Here is a 15,266-nt window from a genome sequence, read left to right as displayed (position 1 = left end):
TCGGCAGTGAGCTCTCGCGGCGTACGACGAGGGCTGAGCTACGGCGCGACGTCGGTGATCGAGAACGAGTAGTAGCTGCTGCAGTGGAAGTCGGTGTTGTCGCCGTACAGCCGGCCGAGGAGCTCGACCTGCTGGCCGACGGACGCATACATCCCGAGCGGGTCGCGGCCGTGGTGGTGGATCCCGGTGCGACGGCGGTCGACGCCGCCCTCGACCTCGGAGACGACGACGTCGTAGGCCTTGCTCGAGCTGCCCAGGGTGTAGGCCCCGGCAGCGGTGTCGATGGCCAGGCAGTAGCCGTCACGCTGGTTGCCGCGCACCACGGTGAGCTCGCCCTTCATCCAGCGCACCGCGGGCTCCGCGAGGAGCGGGCCGGAGCCACCAGCGCCCGCGTCGGGGTGCCCGGCGAGCGACGGATCGGGCGTCGACTCCGGCATCGAGCGCTCACCCCGCACCGCGCGCGCGACGGAGAGCGTCGGGTGCGTGTCGCACTCGCCGTCGGCGTCCGCGACGACCCGGCCGCGGATCGAGGTCAGCTCGTCGCCGTACGGCGCGACGACCCGGCCGTTCGCCACGACGCCCGACCTGGTCGCGTCGAACGCACCGTCACGCTGCCAGGCCCTGATCTCGAGGTGGGTGCGCGCCGTGCGGAGGACGTAGGACCCGTCGTCGGTGTCCAGGAGCAGGCAGGCCCGACCGGCCCCGGCGGGCTCGACCACCAGCTGCCCGGAGAACCATCGCGGGTGCTTCGGCGCGGCGACCGGACGGTCACTGACCATGTTGCCCGTCGCGTCCGCGGGCGCGCCGCCCTCGCCGGAGGCCGCACACCCGGTGAGGCCGAGCAGGCCCAGGACCAGGACCAGAGCGGCGCCGAGGCGGTGTCGTGCGTTCACGGGGCGGATGGTCGCACGGCTCGGAGGACGCCAGATGAACACTCGGCCACGGACAGAGCAGTGGGCGTGTGCGTCAGCGGCGAGGACGCGATTCAGCCGCGGATGCCGGTGGGCTGAGCGCGCAGGTCTGCGCCAGCCCGAGGGCCCAGCACGTGGGGCATCCGCGCAGCAGCACCGCCGCAGGGATGACGAGCAGGAGCGCCAGCGGCCCCAGCCACGGCACCAGCGCGAAGGCCGCCACCATGAGGGGCAGGCCCAGGGCTCCACGTACGAGGTGCCGGGGAACGCTGCGGCTGGCGAACATGGTGTCGGGCTGGCTCATGCTGGGGGTTCGACACCGACGCGGTGAACGGATGGGCTCGCCGCAGACACAGTCCGTGGTGACGCAGGGACGACGTTCGCTCCAGCGGGCGTCCCCCGGTAACGTCACCTCGCAGTCGCCACCCCTAGACCGCGACCGACGCCATGGCCTCGGCGGTGAGGGTGACCGACCGGAGGCGGGCCTCCGTGCTGGGCGCCTGGTGGGCGGTGATCAGCTCGTCGGCACCGACGTGGTCGCGGAAGCGCTCGAGGTAGTCGGCCACCTCACGGCCGTCCCCGACCGCGGCGTAGGTGAACATCTGGTCGACGTGCTCGGCGGCGCCTCGTCGGAGGAGCACGTCCGCCTCCATGTCGCTCAGGCTCTCGCCGCGGCCGAACAGGGCGACGGCGATCGTGCGCCGTGCCGCCTGCAGGTTCTCGCGCGCCTCGGCCTCCGTGGCCGCGGCGACGACGTTGACGCCGGCGATCACGTACGGCGCATCCAGCTGGGCCGACGGCGTGAACTCGCGCCGGTAGGCGGCGACGGCGGCCTCGAGCGCCTGCGGTGCGAAGTGGCTGGCGAACGCGTAGGGCAGACCCAGCGCCGCGGCGAGGTGGGCGCCGAACATCGACGACCCGAGGATGTAGAGCGGGACGTTCGTGCCGCGGCCCGGCACCGCCGTCACGCCGGGCACCAGGGACTCCTCGCCCAGGAAGGCCTGAAGCTCCTGGACGTCCTGCGGGAAGCTGTCCGAGGCCGAGGGGCCGCGCCGCAGCGCGTGCGCCGTGGTCTGGTCCGAGCCGGGCGCGCGGCCCAGACCGAGGTCGATCCGGTCGGGGTACATCGAGGCCAGCGTCCCGAACTGCTCGGCGATCGTCAGCGGCGAGTGGTTGGGCAGCATCACCCCGCCGGCACCGAGCCGGATGGTGGAGGTGTGGGCTCCGACGTGCGAGATCAGGACGCTCGTCGCGGACGAGGCGATGCTCGGCATGTTGTGGTGCTCGGCGTACCAGACGCGACGGTAGCCGTGCTCCTCCGCGCGCTGCGCCAGCGCGACGCTGGCGGCGATGCTGCTGCCGACGGACTCCCCCTTCGCGATCGGGGCGAGGTCGAGCACGGACAGCGGGATGCGCATCGGGTAAGGCCTTTCAGGTCGTCGTCTCGTCACAACAAGCCCGGGAGCGGTCCTCTTCCCCGATCACGCCCCCGACCTCCGGCGCACGGCCGGCCCGCCGGCGTCACGTACCGTCATCCGGGTGAGTGACGACCCCTTCCGCCTGGAGCGCTTCGTCGAGGCGCAGTCGAACGGCGTCCACGCCCAGGCCTTGGCCGAGCTGCGCGCAGGTCGCAAGCGGAGCCACTGGATGTGGTTCGTCTTCCCGCAGGTCGCCGGCCTCGGCCTGTCACCGACCTCGCAGCGCTACGCCGTCGGCTCGCTGGACGAGGCGCGTGCCTACCTGGACCACCCCGTGCTCGGCCCTCGGCTCGTCGAGTGCGCCACGGCCGCGCTCTCCCACAGCGACCTGAGCGCGCACCAGATCATGGGCTCGCCCGACGACGCCAAGCTGCGCTCCTCCATGACCCTGTTCGCCCTCGCCACCGGCGCCGAGCCGGTGTTCCAGCAGGTGCTGGACGCGTTCTTCGCCGGCGAGCGCGACCCGCGGACCGTGGAGATCCTCGGCTCGTGAGGGCCGAGGGTCCATACTCGGACCTGCCAGGCTCGACAGGGACTGGCTGCGCGGACGTGGTGTAGTCGCAGCACACTTCCCTTCCAGGGAAGAGGTCGAGGTTCAAATCCTCGCGTCCGCTCCATCTCCTCCCCGACGCATCGAGCTCAGCGGTTGGCCGCTTCCTTGTCCTGCTCGGCCTTGAGCATCAGCGCGATGTCGATGAGCTGGTCCTCCTGGCCGCCGATGAGCTTGCGGCGACCGGCCTCGAGCAGGATCTTGGCGCCCGAGACGCCGTAGCGGTCGGCGGCGTTGCCGGCGTGCTTGAGGAAGGAGGAGTAGACGCCGGCGTAGCCCATCATCAGCGTCATCCGGTCGAGCTGGCACTCCTCGGGCATGGCGGGCTTGATGACGTCCTCGGAGGCGTCGACGATGGTGAGGAAGTCGATGCCGGTCCGCCAGCCGAGCTTGTCGCAGACGCCGACGAAGGCCTCCAGCGGCGTGTTGCCGGCGCCGGCGCCGAAGCGGCGCACGGAGCCGTCGATCTGGGTGGCGCCCGCGCGGGCCGCGATCACGGTGTTGGCGACGCCCAGGCCGAGGTTCTCGTGACCGTGGAAGCCGACCGTGGCCTCTCCCCCGATCTCGGCGACCACGGCGGCGACGCGGTCGGCGGTCTCCTCCATCACCAGCGCACCGGCGGAGTCGACCACGTAGACGCACTGGTTGCCGGCGTCGACCATGATCCGCGCCTGCTTCGCCAGCACCTCGGGCGGCTGGGTGTGGCTCATCATCAGGAAGCCCACGGTCTCCAGCCCGAGCTCGCGGGCCAGGCCGAAGTGCTGGATCGAGGTGTCGGCCTCGGTGCAGTGGGTGGCGATCCGGCAGATCTGGCCGCCGTTGTCCTGGGCGGCGCGGATGTCGTCCTTGGTGCCGACCCCGGGCAGCATCAGGAACGCGATCTTGGCCCGCTTGGCGGTCTCCGCCGCGATCCGGATCAGCTCCTGCTCGGGGGTGCGCGAGAAGCCGTAGTTGAACGACGAGCCGCCGAGGCCGTCGCCGTGGGTGACCTCGATGACGGGTACGCCGGAGTCGTCGAGCGCCTCGACGATGTCGTGCACCTCCTGGGCGGTGAACTGGTGCCGCTTGTGGTGCGAGCCGTCGCGCAGGCAGGTATCGGTCAGGCGCAGGTCCAGGTCGCTCGAGGTGTCCGTCTGGGACCAGGTGCGGGTGAGGATGTCGCGGTCGTTCACAGCAGGCTCCTGGCGATGGTGTCGCCGACGCGGGCGGCGGCGGCGGTCATGATGTCGAGGTTGCCGGCGTACGGCGGGAGGAAGTCGCCGGCGCCCTCCACCTCGACGAAGACCGAGACCTTGGTCTGGCCCTGGGTGGCGGCGGACGGCTCGTCGATCTGCGGCTCCTGGAGGAGCCGGTAGCCGGGCACGTACTCCTGCACGGCCTTCTCCATGGCGAAGACGCTGGCGATGATCGCGTCGCGGTCGGCGTCGGGGGCGACGGCGCAGTAGATCGTGTCGCGCATGATCATCGGCGGCTCGGCGGGGTTGAGGATGATGATCGCCTTGCCGCGCGCGGCGCCGCCGATGGTCTCGACGCCCGCGGCGGTGGTGCGGGTGAACTCGTCGATGTTGGCGCGGGTGCCGGGCCCGGCCGACATGGAGGAGACCGAGGCGACGATCTCGGCGTACGACACGGCGGCGGCGCGCGAGACCGCGGCGACCATCGGGATCGTGGCCTGCCCGCCGCAGGTGATCATGTTGACGTTCATCGCGGCGACGTGCTCCTCGCCGTTGACGGGCGGGATCACCGCCGGTCCCACCGCGGCGGGCGTGAGGTCGATCGCGCGGATGCCGGCCTCCTCGTAGCGGGGGGCGTACTCGCGGTGCACGTAGGCGGAGGTGGCCTCGAAGATCAGGTCGGGCAGCTCGTCCTGCTTGAGTAGCCAGTCGACCCCCTCGTGGCTGGCCTCGAGGCCCTGCTCGGCGGCCAGCCGCAGGCCCTCGGACGTCGGGTCGACGCCGATCATCCAGCGGGGCTGGATCACCTGCGATCGCAGCAGCTTGAACATCAGGTCGGTGCCGATGTTGCCCGGCCCCACGATGGCGGCGGTCAGCTTTCCACTCACAGCTTCACTCCTCGAACTGCACGCTCAGCGGCGCGAAGCCACTGATGGTCGCCACGACCCGGTCACCCGGGGCGAACGGCACGAACGGGCCCAGGGCCCCGGACAGGATCAGGTGGCCGGCCCGCAGCGGGTCGCCGAAGCGCCAGGCCTGAACGGCGAGCCAGCGCAGCGCCTCCAGCGGGTCGCCCAGGCAGGCGGCGCCGTCGCCGGAGGAGCGCTCCTCGCCGTTGATCGTCAGCGACATCGTCACGTCGCGCGGCTCGAGGTCGTCGAGGCGCCGCCCGTCGCGGCCGACGACGAACAGCCCGCTGGAGGCGTTGTCGGCGACGGTGTCGGTGAAGCCGATGTCCCAGTCGGCGATGCGCGAGTCGACGATCTCCAGCGCCGGCAGCGCGACGTCGACGGCCGCGCGCACGAGCTCGAGGGTGATCTCCTCCTCGGTCGCCGGGTCGATGTCGCCGGCCAGCACGAAGGCGACCTCGCCCTCGACCCGCGGCTGCACGAGCGTCCGCATCGAGACCGGCACGCCGTCGGCGCCGTGGCTGACGTCCATGTCGGAGAGCAGGTAGCCGAAGTCAGGTTGGTCGACGCCGAGCTGGCGCTGCACGGCCTCGGACGTGGCGCCGATCTTGCGACCGACCACGCGTACGTCGCCGACCAGCCGGGCGTCGACCAGCCCGCGCTGCACGGCGTACGCCGCCGGCAGGTCGTCGGTGCCGATGAGGTCGCGCACGGGCGCGCACGGCACCCGCGTGGCCTGAGCCTGCGCGAGGCGCGACACGGCCGCCTCGATCGAGTCCTGGGAGGTCACGGGTCCACAGTAGAACCTGTTACAGTTTTGCGCCATGAGCACCCCCCTGCCCCCCGAGGTGGACGTCGTGGTCGTGGGCGCCGGAGGGGCCGGCATGACCGCCGCGCTGGCGGCCGCCACACGCGGACTGGACACGGTCCTGCTCGAGAAGAGCGCCTACTTCGGCGGCTCGACCGCGCGCAGCGGCGGCGGGGTCTGGATGCCGGGCAACTACGCGCTCGCGAAGGCCGGCCAGGCCGACCCGCTGGCGGAGTCCAAGCGCTACCTCGACTCGATCGTCGGCGACGTGGTCCCCAAGGTCCGGCGCGACACCTACATCGACCGCGGCGCGGAGGTCCTCGACTTCGTCCGCGAGCACACCCCCCTGCGCTTCACCTGGGTGCCCGACTACGCCGACTACCACCCCGAGGCGCCCGGCGGCCGGGTCGCGGGCCGCAGCTGCGAGCCGATCCCACTCGACGCGCGCTTCCTGGGCGAGGAGCTGAAGCGGCTGCACCCGCAGTACACCAAGGCGCCGGCCAACATGATCGTCACGCAGGCCGACTTCCGGAAGATCAGCCTCGGCCTGCGCACGCTGCGCGGGCCGGTGACGATGGTGAAGGTGCTGCTCAACCGGATCCTGAGCGGCCTGCGCGGTCGCCGGATGTTCGCCATGGGCAACGCGATCGCGATCGGCCTCCGCAAGGGCCTCATCGACGCGGGCGTGCCCGTCCACTACGAGACCGAGCTGACCGACCTGGTCGTCGAGGACGGCCGCGTCGTCGGCGTCCGGGTCACGCTGGACGGTCAGGAGTCCGTCGTACGCGCGAGGCGCGGGGTGATCCTGGGCAGCGGCGGCTTCGAGCGCAACCTGGAGATGCGCGAGAAGTACCAACCGCAGCCCACGTCGGTCGACTGGACGACCGGCTCGCAGTTCAACACCGGCGGGGGGATCCTCGCCGGCATCGCCGCCGGCGCCGAGACCGACCTGCTCGACGACTCCTGGTGGGGGCCGACGATCCCGCTGCCGGGCGGCCCGTGGTTCTGCCTCGCGGAGCGCAACCTGCCCGGCTCGATCATCGTCAACCAGGCCGGCGAGCGCTACATGAACGAGGCGCTCCCCTACGTCGAGGCGGTGCACGAGATCTACGCCGGCGAGGCCACCGGGGTCGGCCACGTCCCGAGCTGGATGGTCATCGACCAGCGCTACCGCAACCGCTACCTCTTCGCCGGCCTGATGCCGCGCCAGCCCTTCCCGGGCCGCTGGTACAAGCACGGCGTGATCCGCAGGGCCGACACCATCGAGGCGCTCGCCGCCGAGATCGACGTACCGCCCGAGAGCCTGAAGTCCACGGTGGAGCGCTTCAACGGCTTCGCCCGCGGCGGCACCGACGAGGACTTCCACCGCGGCGAGTCGGCCTACGACAAGTACTACTCCGACCCCACGGTCAAGCCGAACCCCTCGCTGCACACCATCGACCAGGGTCCGTTCTACGCCGTCAAGATCGTGCCCGGCGACCTCGGCACCAAGGGCGGGCTGGTCACCGACGAGCGCGCCCGCGTGCTGCGCGCCGACGGCTCGACGATCCCCGGCCTGTACGCCGCCGGCAACGTCTCGTCCGCGGTCATGGGCCGCACCTACGCCGGGCCCGGCGCCACCATCGGACCGGCCATGGCCTTCGGCTACCTCGCCGCCCAGGACATCGCCGCCACCCCGGTCGCTCCGGAGGTTGAGGAGGTTGCGCAGCAACCGTCTCGAAACGCTGTGGGCAAGGAGAGCGCCTGATGCCGATCGACCCGTCCGTCGCGATCGGCGCCGACCTCGGCGCACGCGAGTTCTCGTGGACCGAGAGCGACGTGCTGCTCTACCACCTCGGCATCGGCGCCACCGACCTGTCGTACACGCTGGAGACCGCGGGCCTGCAGGTGCTGCCGTCGTTCGGCGTCGTGGCGCCGACGTTCCACGAGACCGACCCGCCGCCCCTCGACCTGCCGGGCTGCGACATCAACCTCGCGCAGGTCGTGCACGGGTCGCAGTCGATCTCGGTGACCGGCCCGCTGCCGACCTCCGGCACCGCCACCGTCTCCACGCGCATCAGCGACGTGTGGGACAAGGGCAAGGCCGCGGTCATCTGGCAGGAGGGCGTCGCCACGGCGCCGTCCGGCGAGGAGCTGTGGACGGTCCGGTCGTCGATCTTCGTCAAGGGCGAGGGCGGCTGGGGCGGTGAGCGCGGCGTCTCGGAGAAGGTCGAGCTGCCCGACCGCGCGCCCGACGCCGACACGACGTACGACGTCACGCCGCAGCAGGCGCTGCTCTACCGCCTCTGCGGCGACCGCAACCCGCTGCACGCCGACCCGGAGTTCGCCAGGGCCGCAGGCTTCCCCGCGCCGATCCTGCACGGACTGTGCTCCTACGCGATCGTGCTGCGCGAGCTGACCGACGCGCTGCTCGACGGCGACGCGGCCGCGGTGCGCGGCTTCGGTGGCCGCTTCTCCGGCGTGGTCTTCCCCGGCGAGACCATCCGCGTGCAGGGCTGGCGCGACGGCGCCCGGGTCCTGGGCTCGGCCACCGTCGCCGGCGGCGAGCGCGACGGCTCCCCCGTCCTCGCCGACGTGGTGCTCACGCTTGACTGAACCGGTGGACACCGGACTTCAGCAGCTTCTCGAACCTCAGATCGGCTCGGCGTCGGCGGCCGACCTGGCGGCGGTGCTCGACGAGCTCGCCGCCGGGGCGCGGGGCGTGCTCGGCCCGGACTTCCTCGGTGTGCACCTCCTCGGGTCCTTCGCGCTGGGACGCGGCGACGAGCACAGCGACGTGGACTTCCTCGTCGTGACCGCCGACCGGCTGGACGACCCGGGAGCGCTCCGGGACCTGCATGCCCGACTGCCCGACCTGTCCTCGCCGTGGGCCTCCCACCTGGAGGGCAGCTACGCGCCGGTGGGCGACCTGGCGAGCCCGATGACCGTCGGGCGGCGCTGGTGGTACGTCGACAACGGCAGCCGCGAGCTCGTGCTGTCCGACCACGACAACACGGCGCACACCCGCTGGGTGCTGCGTGAGAACGGGCGGCTGGTGGCGGGCGCCGCCGTGCGGGCGTCCGTCGCCGAGATCTCCGTCGGCATGCTCCGCGCGGAGGCCGTCGGCACCGCGCGCACCGTCGCGGAGCTGTGGGAGGACGAGCCCGCGACGTACGCCACCGCCTGGGGGCAGCCGTTCGTCGTCCTGACCCTCTGCCGGGTCCTCTACACCGCCACCGAGGGTGCGGTCACCGACAAGACCTCGGCCGCGCGGTGGGCTCGGGAGCGCGTGCCCGAGCGCTTCGCCGGGCTGGTCGACGACGCGATCGCGTCGCGGCCCGACCCGTGGGGGCGCGTGCACCGGCCGGCCGACTCCGCCGCCGTCGCCCTCACCCGGGACTTCGTGTGGGAGGTCGTCGGGCTGGTCGGGCGGGCCGGGGCGGGCGCGGGCTGAGCCCGGGCGAGCTCAGCCAGGCTTGGTGGCGAGCAGGTAGAACCGCTCGGTGGTCTCGCCGCGCCAGGTGAACGGGCCGCGGTGGTACCACTCGAGGTCCTCGAAGCCGGCCGCCTCGACCACCGACCGCACGTGGGCGGGGTCGTGGAACACGAAGTCGAGCGAGACGTCGAGGTCGAACCACGAGTCCAGGTGGCGTACGCCGCCGCCCGCATGCATCGCGAGCACCAGCCGCCCACCGGGGCTGATCGGCCGGGCCAGCGCCGCGACGGCGTCGGGCAGCTCGGAGGCAGCGAGATGGATCAGGGAGTACCACGCGAGCACGGCACCCCACCCGTCGCTGGTGGTCGGGCGCATGAGCCGGCGCAGGTCGCCGACCTCGTAGCGACCCTCGGGGAAGCGCCGACGGGCCTCCTCGACCATCGCCGGCGTGAGGTCGATGCCGGTGGCGTCGGCGCCTGCCGCGGCCAGGTGGGCGGTCACGTGGCCCGGCCCGCAGCCGACCTCGACCACCGGCTGGTCCCCCGCCTCCGCGGCGACCCGGTCGAGGATCCAGGACTCGAAGGGCAGCCCGCCGAGCTCGTCGGTGAGCCGGTCGGCGTAGGTCTGCGCCACCGTGCCGTACGTCGCCCGAACGCTGTCGTCGCGCGCGTCGGCGCCCTGCGCGAGCACGCTCTCGAAGTCGCCCGCGGCGGTGGTCGCGGCGGGCGCAGCGCCCGCGGCGCCCTCGTCGACCGGGCCGAGCAGGTGCACCCAGCGGTTGTCGTGCTGGCCGGGGCGGCGCTCGAGCTCGCGCACCAGCGGGCTGGGCCGGCCCGCCATGCGGCGCAGGGTCTCCTCGACGGCCTCGCGGTCGGCGAAGGCGTGCAGGCGCTCGGTGCGCGAGCGCAGCTCGCCGGGCGCCTGGGGCCCGCGCAGCAGCAGCACGGTGACCAGCGCGCGCTCGGCGTCGGTCAGCGAGAGCTCCTCGGCGAGCGTCTGGTGGTACTTCAGGGTCCGCCGACCGGTCGCCGCCCACACGATCCGCACCAGCCCACGGTCCTTGAGCTCGCGCGCGACCCGCTCGACGGTCGCCTCGTCGTGGTCGGTGATCGGGTCGCGGCTGCTGGTCTGGTTGCACGCGGTGCGCAGGGCGTTGAGCGACAGCGGGTAGGACGCGGGGACCGTCCGCTCCTTCTCCATCAGGCTGCCGAGGACGCGCTGCTCGGTCGGGTCGAGCACCGGGAGATCCATGCCGCCGACCCTAGCCGGGCGCGACCGGGTGCACCGACAGCTCGTCGGGGTCCCAGCGCCGGAGCGAGACCAGCGACAGCGGCTCACCGTCCATGGCCACCGCGTCGAGCACCCGCGGCAGGTCGGTGCGCTCGACCCGCCTGGCGAGCGTGACGTGGGGCAGCCACCCGGGGTGCTGGTGACCGCGGGTGGCGGCCTTCAGGCGGAGGACCGCCGCCACGAGCTCGTCGGGGACGTCGACCAGCCGCGCCACGGTGACCCGCTGCCCGCCCAGGAGCGCCAGCCCGGAGAGCCGGGCGGTGACGGGCAGCAGCGGGCCGAGCAGGTCCGCGGCCAGCCGCTCGTCGGGCGGCTCGATCTCGGGCACCGCCAGCACGGTCACGTGCGGGGTGTTGGAGGCGCCCGTGTGGTCGAGCATCGAGGGCAGTCCCGCGTCGCGCAGCGCCTGCCAGTCGCGCCTTACGGCGGCCTCCCCCGCGGTGTCCGGCAGCAGCTCCAGCGCGTGCAGCCGCGGCATCAGGCGAGCCACGCCGCGGCACGACGCGTGTGCGTGGCCTTCTTGGCCGGGTCCATGCCGTCGTAGAGGTTCGCGACCATCCGCGAGCGCGGGTTGCCGGCGAAGACGTCGTGGTGGTCGCGCACGAAGGTCCAGTAGAGCGCGTCCCAGTCGTCGGTCCAGTCCCCCTTCGGGAGGTCGGACATCTTGCGCAGGTAGTTGCTGCCGGAGACGTAGGGCTTCGTCGTGATGGCGGGTCCCGCGGCGAACTGGCTCATCGCATACACATTGGGGACCATCACCCAGTCGTAGGCGTCGACGAACAGCTCCATGAACCACTCGTACGCCGCGTCGGGGTCGGTGCGCAGCAGGCACTGGGCGTTGCCCAGGACCATGAGCCGCTCGATGTGGTGCGCGTAGCCGGTCCTGAGCACCTTGCGCAGCACGTGGTCGACCGGCTCGAGCCCCGTGGTGGCGTCCCACCAGCCGCGGTCGAGCGGGCGGGCGTGCTCGAGGCGGTTGCGGCTGCGCATGCGCCGCCCCCACATCAGGTACGTCGCCCGCATGTACTCGCGCCAGCCGATCACCTGCCGCACGAACCCCTCCAGCGAGGCCAGCGGCACGTCGCCGGCGTGCGCCAGGGCTCCCCGCAGCACCTCCGCCGGGGAGACCAGCCCGACGTTGAGCCCGGGCGTGAGCAGCGAGTGGAAGACGAACCCGTGCGTGGCCGAGATCGCGTCCTCGAACGGCCCGAACTCCGCGAAGCGCTGTGCCAGGAAGTCGTCGTACGCCGCCGCCGCCTCGGCGTGCGAGGTCGGCCAGGCGAAGGCGTCGGGGTCGCCGGGAGCGTCGGGGAAGGCCTCCTTCACCCAGGCGATCGCCTCGTCCACGGCCGGGTGCCGCTCCGGCCGCGCCACCTCCGGCACCGGGTGCCCGCGGGGCAGCTTGCGCCGGTTGTCCTCGTCAAAGGACCAGCGGCCACCGACCGGGCTGCCGTCGGCCTCGACCAGCACGTCCAGGCGCCGGCGCTGCCAGGCGTAGAAGGTCTGCATCCGCGCCGACGAGCCCGCGAAGTGCTCGCGCACCTGCTGCCGGGTCGTCAGGAAGTTCGGCGTCTCCAGCACCTCGAGCTCGGGCCACACCTCGTGCAGGTCGCGCGAGAGCCAGTCGTCCACGACGTCGAAGACGCTCACCCGGGTCGGCCGCAGCGTCGCCAGGAGCGCGCGGAGCGCGTCGTTGCTGCCGGTCGTCGCGGAGCTCTCGACGACGTCCACCTCGCGTCCGGCCTCGCGCAGCGCGTCGGCGAAGCGGCGCATCGAGGCGCGGTGCAGGACCAGCTTCTGGGCGTGGAAGGCGTACTGGCGGAACAGCAGGTCGTGCTCGACCAGCACGAAGCGGGTGCCGTCGGGAGCGTCGAGGTGCTCGCGGAAGAGCTGGTGCGGCAGCACCAGGTGCACGCGTGACTCCGGCATGCGCCGACCCTAGCCAGGCCCCGGTGACCCCTATCCTCCCGTCATGAGCCTCCTGGAGAGCTGGACCCGCGGCGAGCACACGGCCGAGACGCTGCGCGGCACGACCGCGACGTACGCGACGTACCGCAAGGGCAGCGGGCCCGGCGTCGTCGTGGTCCACGAGATCCCGGGCGGACGTGATCGCGTTCGGCGAGGAGGTCGTGGCGGCCGGCTTCACCGTCGTGATGCCGCACCTCTTCGGCAGGCCGGAGGCCGGGCTCAACCCGCTGAGCGTCGCCGGCCTTCTTCACCGAGCGCCTGGCCGTCTGACCCCGCGGGTGGGCGGCGCCGTCCACGGGTCGTCCGGCCAGGCGTGCTTGGGGTAGCGGCCGCGCAGCTCGCCGCGGACCTGCGGGTAGCCGGTCGCCCAGAACGACTCCAGGTCGGCGGTGACCGCCACCGGGCGGCGCGCGGGTGAGAGCAGGTGCAGGAGCAGGGGGACGCGGCCCTCGGCCAGCGCCGGCGCCGAGCGCCAGCCGAAGACCTCCTGGATGCGCACGGCCAGGACCGGCTGGTCGCCGTCGTAGTCCACCCGCACCGCCGACCCGCTGGGCACCGTGACCTTCTCGGGCGCCAGGTCGTCGAGCCGGCCGGCTGCGGGCCACGGGAGCAGGCGTCGCAGGGCGGCGGTCACGTCGAGGCGCCGCAGGTCGCCCGCTCCCCGCACCCGCGCCAGGTCCGGGCCGAGCCAGGTCTCGACGGTCTCCACGAGGGCCTCGTCGGAGACGTCCGGCCACGGCTCGCCCAGCGCCCGGTGCAGGAAGGACAGCCGGGCGCGCAGGGCCGTCGCACCCTCGCCCCACGGCAGGGCGGCCAGCCCGTCGACCCGCAGCCCCTCGCGCACGGCGGTCGCCACCAGGTGCGGCGCGGGCTCCGCGATCGTCGCCGACGTCAGCTCGATGGCCCCCAACGAGGTCGTGCGGCGGGCCACCACCCGGCCGCCTCGCCAGGCGACCTGCTCGTCCTCGCGCCACAGCGCGGAGGCCGCCTCGAGCGCGAGGTCCTCGTCGAGCGGCGCGGCCGAGCGGATGGTCGCGTCGCTGCGGCCCGACGGCCGGTCGGCGTCGGCCACCGCCAGCCAGGAGGTGCCGGCCAGCGCCGACTCGCCTCGCGCGAACGTGGCGCCGGTGCCGCCGGCCATGAGGTACGACGACCCGCTGGGCCGCAGCCGGGCGACCCGGTCGGGGTGCGCCAGGGCCACGACGAGGCCGACCGCGAGGTCGTCGGTGAGCCCCTGGTCGCCCGTGACGGTCGTGACCGCGCCCTCCAGGCGCCGCACGGCCGCCTTCCACGCCCCGGTGTCCGGTCCGCCGCGGCGCAGCCCGCGCAGCGCCGCGACCAGGTCGGCGCCGGGTGCGCGCACGTCCTCGGCCAGCATGGCGACGACCTCCGCCGCCCGCCGAGAGCCGGTCAGCTCCGCGCCGTCGAGCAGCGCGCGGGCCAGCCGCGGGTCGACGGCGACGCGTGCGATGGCGCGCCCGCGGTCGGTGACCGAGCCGCTCGCGTCCACGGCGCCGAGCGCCGTGAGCGTCTCGCGCGCGGCGGCCAGCGCCGGGGCCGGAGGCCGGTCGAGCAGCGCCAGCCCGGTGCCGTCCGGGCTCCCCCACACCGCCAGCTCGAGCGCGAACGACGTGAGGTCGGCGGTCGCGATCTCGGGCGCCGGGTGGTCCGCGAGGTGCTCGTGCTCGGCGGGCGACCAGCAGCGGTAGGCCGCTCCCGGCCCCTCACGCCCGGCCCGGCCCGCCCGTTGCGCCGCGCTGGCCCGGCTCACCCTCACCGTGACCAGGCCGGCCAGCCCGCGCCGGTGGTCGGTGCGCGGCTCGCGCGACAGCCCGGCGTCGACCACGCTGCGCACGCCCGGGACGGTCAGCGACGACTCGGCGACGGCCGTGGAGACGACCACCCGGCGCCGCTCGCCGGCGGTCAGCGCGAGGTCCTGCTCGCGGTGGGGCAGCCGCCCGTGGAGCGGACGGACGTCGGCGTCGACACCGGCCAGGCGACGTACGACGCCGGCGACCTCGGCGACGCCCGGCACGAACACCAGCACGTCGCCGGTCCGCTCGGCGAGCGCTCGACGCACGGTCGCGGCGACGTGGTCGAGGAAGCGCGGGGTGACGCCGCGGTCGTCCATCCGCAGCACCCCGCTGGGCAGCGGGCTCCAGAGCGTCTCGACCGGGTGCAGGGAGCCGGGCACGTCGACCACGGGCGCGGGAGCGGCGCCGCCCAGCACGGCGGCGGTGCGCTGGGCCTCGACCGTGGCCGACATGGCGACGACGACCAGGTCGTCGCGCAGGTGCGCGCGCACGTCGACGAGCAGCGCGAGGGCCAGGTCGGAGTCGAGCTGCCGCTCGTGCACCTCGTCGAGCACGACCGCCGCGACGCCCGGCAGGGCCGGGTCGCGCTGCAGGCGGCGCAGCAGGACGCCGGTCGTCACGAACTCCACGCGCGTGGCGTCACTCGTCTGCCGGTCCCCGCGGACGGAGTAGCCGGAGGTCCGCCCGACAGGCTCGCCCAGCAGGTGGGCGAGGCGCCGGCCGGCCGCGCGCGCCGCGATCCGTCGGGGCTGGGTGACGACGACACGGCCCGGGCCGAGAGAGGCCAGGGCGGGCGGCACCAGCGAGGTCTTGCCCGAGCCGGGCGGCGCCTGCACGACGGCGACTCCGCTGTGGCGTACCGCCTCGAGGACGTCCGCGAGCCCGGCCGCGACGGGGAGGTCCGGCGGCCGCGCCAGCAGCCGGGCGATCGGGTCCTCGGGCACGGGCG

General features: G+C 73.7%; 14 protein-coding genes and 1 tRNA gene. 5 read left to right on the top strand and 10 right to left on the bottom strand.

Annotated features, from left to right (window positions below):
• Nucleotides 1-38 precede the first annotated feature (38 nt).
• From E4622_RS05520 to E4622_RS05510, 3 genes are all read right to left on the bottom strand, one after another.
• Entirely contained in the window at nt 39-893 is an 855-nt protein-coding gene (locus E4622_RS05520) for a hypothetical protein (RefSeq protein WP_134739029.1), read from the bottom strand.
• A gap of 73 nt (nt 894-966) precedes the next feature.
• The gene (locus tag E4622_RS05515) at nt 967-1,215 is read right to left on the bottom strand and encodes a hypothetical protein (protein ID WP_134739028.1); all 249 of its coding nucleotides are present in this window, start codon (nt 1,213-1,215) and stop codon (nt 967-969) included.
• Nucleotides 1,216-1,339: 124 nt separating this feature from the next.
• Entirely contained in the window at nt 1,340-2,329 is a 990-nt protein-coding gene (locus E4622_RS05510; RefSeq protein WP_134739027.1) for an LLM class flavin-dependent oxidoreductase, read from the bottom strand.
• A 121-nt stretch (nt 2,330-2,450) separates the two neighbouring features.
• Here E4622_RS05510 and E4622_RS05505 point away from each other — a divergent pair, with 121 nt between their 5' ends.
• Entirely contained in the window at nt 2,451-2,882 is a 432-nt protein-coding gene (locus E4622_RS05505; RefSeq protein WP_134739026.1) for a DUF1810 domain-containing protein, read from the top strand.
• A gap of 50 nt (nt 2,883-2,932) precedes the next feature.
• Nucleotides 2,933-3,006: transfer RNA gene (locus E4622_RS05500), tRNA-Gly, on the top strand.
• A 22-nt stretch (nt 3,007-3,028) separates the two neighbouring features.
• On the opposite strand, the gene dmpG is transcribed toward E4622_RS05500, so the two are convergent.
• The 3 genes from dmpG to E4622_RS05485 are packed head-to-tail and all read right to left on the bottom strand — an operon-like array spanning nt 3,029 to nt 5,812.
• Nucleotides 3,029-4,111, bottom strand: coding sequence for a 4-hydroxy-2-oxovalerate aldolase (gene dmpG / locus E4622_RS05495; RefSeq protein ID WP_209021791.1), 1,083 nt, complete (start codon nt 4,109-4,111; stop codon nt 3,029-3,031).
• Entirely contained in the window at nt 4,108-5,001 is an 894-nt protein-coding gene (locus E4622_RS05490; RefSeq protein WP_134739025.1) for an acetaldehyde dehydrogenase (acetylating), read from the bottom strand. The genes dmpG and E4622_RS05490 overlap by 4 nt, the downstream gene beginning before the upstream one ends.
• A gap of 4 nt (nt 5,002-5,005) precedes the next feature.
• Nucleotides 5,006-5,812 carry a fumarylacetoacetate hydrolase family protein gene (locus tag E4622_RS05485; protein WP_245155894.1) on the bottom strand — a complete coding sequence of 269 codons (807 nt, stop codon included), beginning with the start codon at nt 5,810-5,812 and terminating at the stop codon, nt 5,006-5,008.
• A gap of 34 nt (nt 5,813-5,846) precedes the next feature.
• Between E4622_RS05485 and kstD the strand changes: the two genes are divergently transcribed.
• Genes kstD through E4622_RS05470 form a run of 3 tightly spaced genes read left to right on the top strand, consistent with a single transcriptional unit; the run spans nt 5,847 to nt 9,263 of the window.
• Entirely contained in the window at nt 5,847-7,577 is a 1,731-nt protein-coding gene (gene kstD / locus E4622_RS05480; RefSeq protein ID WP_134739023.1) for a 3-oxosteroid 1-dehydrogenase, read from the top strand.
• Nucleotides 7,577-8,425 (top strand): MaoC family dehydratase, encoded by an 849-nt coding sequence (locus E4622_RS05475; protein ID WP_134739022.1) that lies wholly within the window; start codon nt 7,577-7,579, stop codon nt 8,423-8,425. Before kstD ends, E4622_RS05475 begins: the two co-directional genes overlap by 1 nt.
• Nucleotides 8,426-8,429: 4 nt before the next feature.
• Nucleotides 8,430-9,263, top strand: coding sequence for an aminoglycoside adenylyltransferase domain-containing protein (locus tag E4622_RS05470; RefSeq protein WP_134739021.1), 834 nt, complete (start codon nt 8,430-8,432; stop codon nt 9,261-9,263).
• 12 nt (nt 9,264-9,275) lie between these two features.
• Here the strand turns inward: E4622_RS05470 and E4622_RS05465 are convergent, their stop codons facing one another.
• From E4622_RS05465 to hrpB, 4 genes are all read right to left on the bottom strand, one after another.
• The gene (locus tag E4622_RS05465) at nt 9,276-10,496 is read right to left on the bottom strand and encodes a DUF480 domain-containing protein (RefSeq protein WP_134739020.1); all 1,221 of its coding nucleotides are present in this window, start codon (nt 10,494-10,496) and stop codon (nt 9,276-9,278) included.
• A 10-nt stretch (nt 10,497-10,506) separates the two neighbouring features.
• Nucleotides 10,507-11,013, bottom strand: a complete 507-nt coding sequence (locus tag E4622_RS05460; RefSeq protein WP_134739019.1) for a 2'-5' RNA ligase family protein — start codon at nt 11,011-11,013, stop codon at nt 10,507-10,509.
• Nucleotides 11,013-12,464 (bottom strand): cryptochrome/photolyase family protein, encoded by a 1,452-nt coding sequence (locus E4622_RS05455; RefSeq protein WP_134739018.1) that lies wholly within the window; start codon nt 12,462-12,464, stop codon nt 11,013-11,015. Before E4622_RS05455 ends, E4622_RS05460 begins: the two co-directional genes overlap by 1 nt.
• A 286-nt stretch (nt 12,465-12,750) precedes the next feature.
• Nucleotides 12,751-15,261: an ATP-dependent helicase HrpB gene (gene hrpB / locus E4622_RS05450; protein WP_134739017.1), complete on the bottom strand. Its 2,511-nt coding sequence runs from the start codon at nt 15,259-15,261 to the stop codon at nt 12,751-12,753.
• Nucleotides 15,262-15,266: the final 5 nt, after the last annotated feature.

The sequence above is a fragment of the Nocardioides sp. 503 genome, assembly GCF_004522095.1.
Classification (GTDB): Bacteria; Actinomycetota; Actinomycetes; order Propionibacteriales; family Nocardioidaceae; genus Nocardioides.
Note: the sequence above shows the minus strand (reverse complement) of the source record. Positions and strands in the feature narration are given on the sequence as shown.

Coding starts and splice junctions, on each gene's coding strand:
- E4622_RS05515 (WP_134739028.1), bottom strand. CDS start 1,215: ATGAGCCAGCCCGACACCATGTTCGCCAGCCGCAGCGTTCCCCGGCAC.
- E4622_RS05510 (WP_134739027.1), bottom strand. CDS start 2,329: ATGCGCATCCCGCTGTCCGTGCTCGACCTCGCCCCGATCGCGAAGGGG.
- kstD (WP_134739023.1), top strand. CDS start 5,847: ATGAGCACCCCCCTGCCCCCCGAGGTGGACGTCGTGGTCGTGGGCGCC.
- E4622_RS05475 (WP_134739022.1), top strand. CDS start 7,577: ATGCCGATCGACCCGTCCGTCGCGATCGGCGCCGACCTCGGCGCACGC.
- E4622_RS05465 (WP_134739020.1), bottom strand. CDS start 10,496: ATGGATCTCCCGGTGCTCGACCCGACCGAGCAGCGCGTCCTCGGCAGC.
- E4622_RS05460 (WP_134739019.1), bottom strand. CDS start 11,013: ATGCCGCGGCTGCACGCGCTGGAGCTGCTGCCGGACACCGCGGGGGAG.
- E4622_RS05455 (WP_134739018.1), bottom strand. CDS start 12,464: ATGCCGGAGTCACGCGTGCACCTGGTGCTGCCGCACCAGCTCTTCCGC.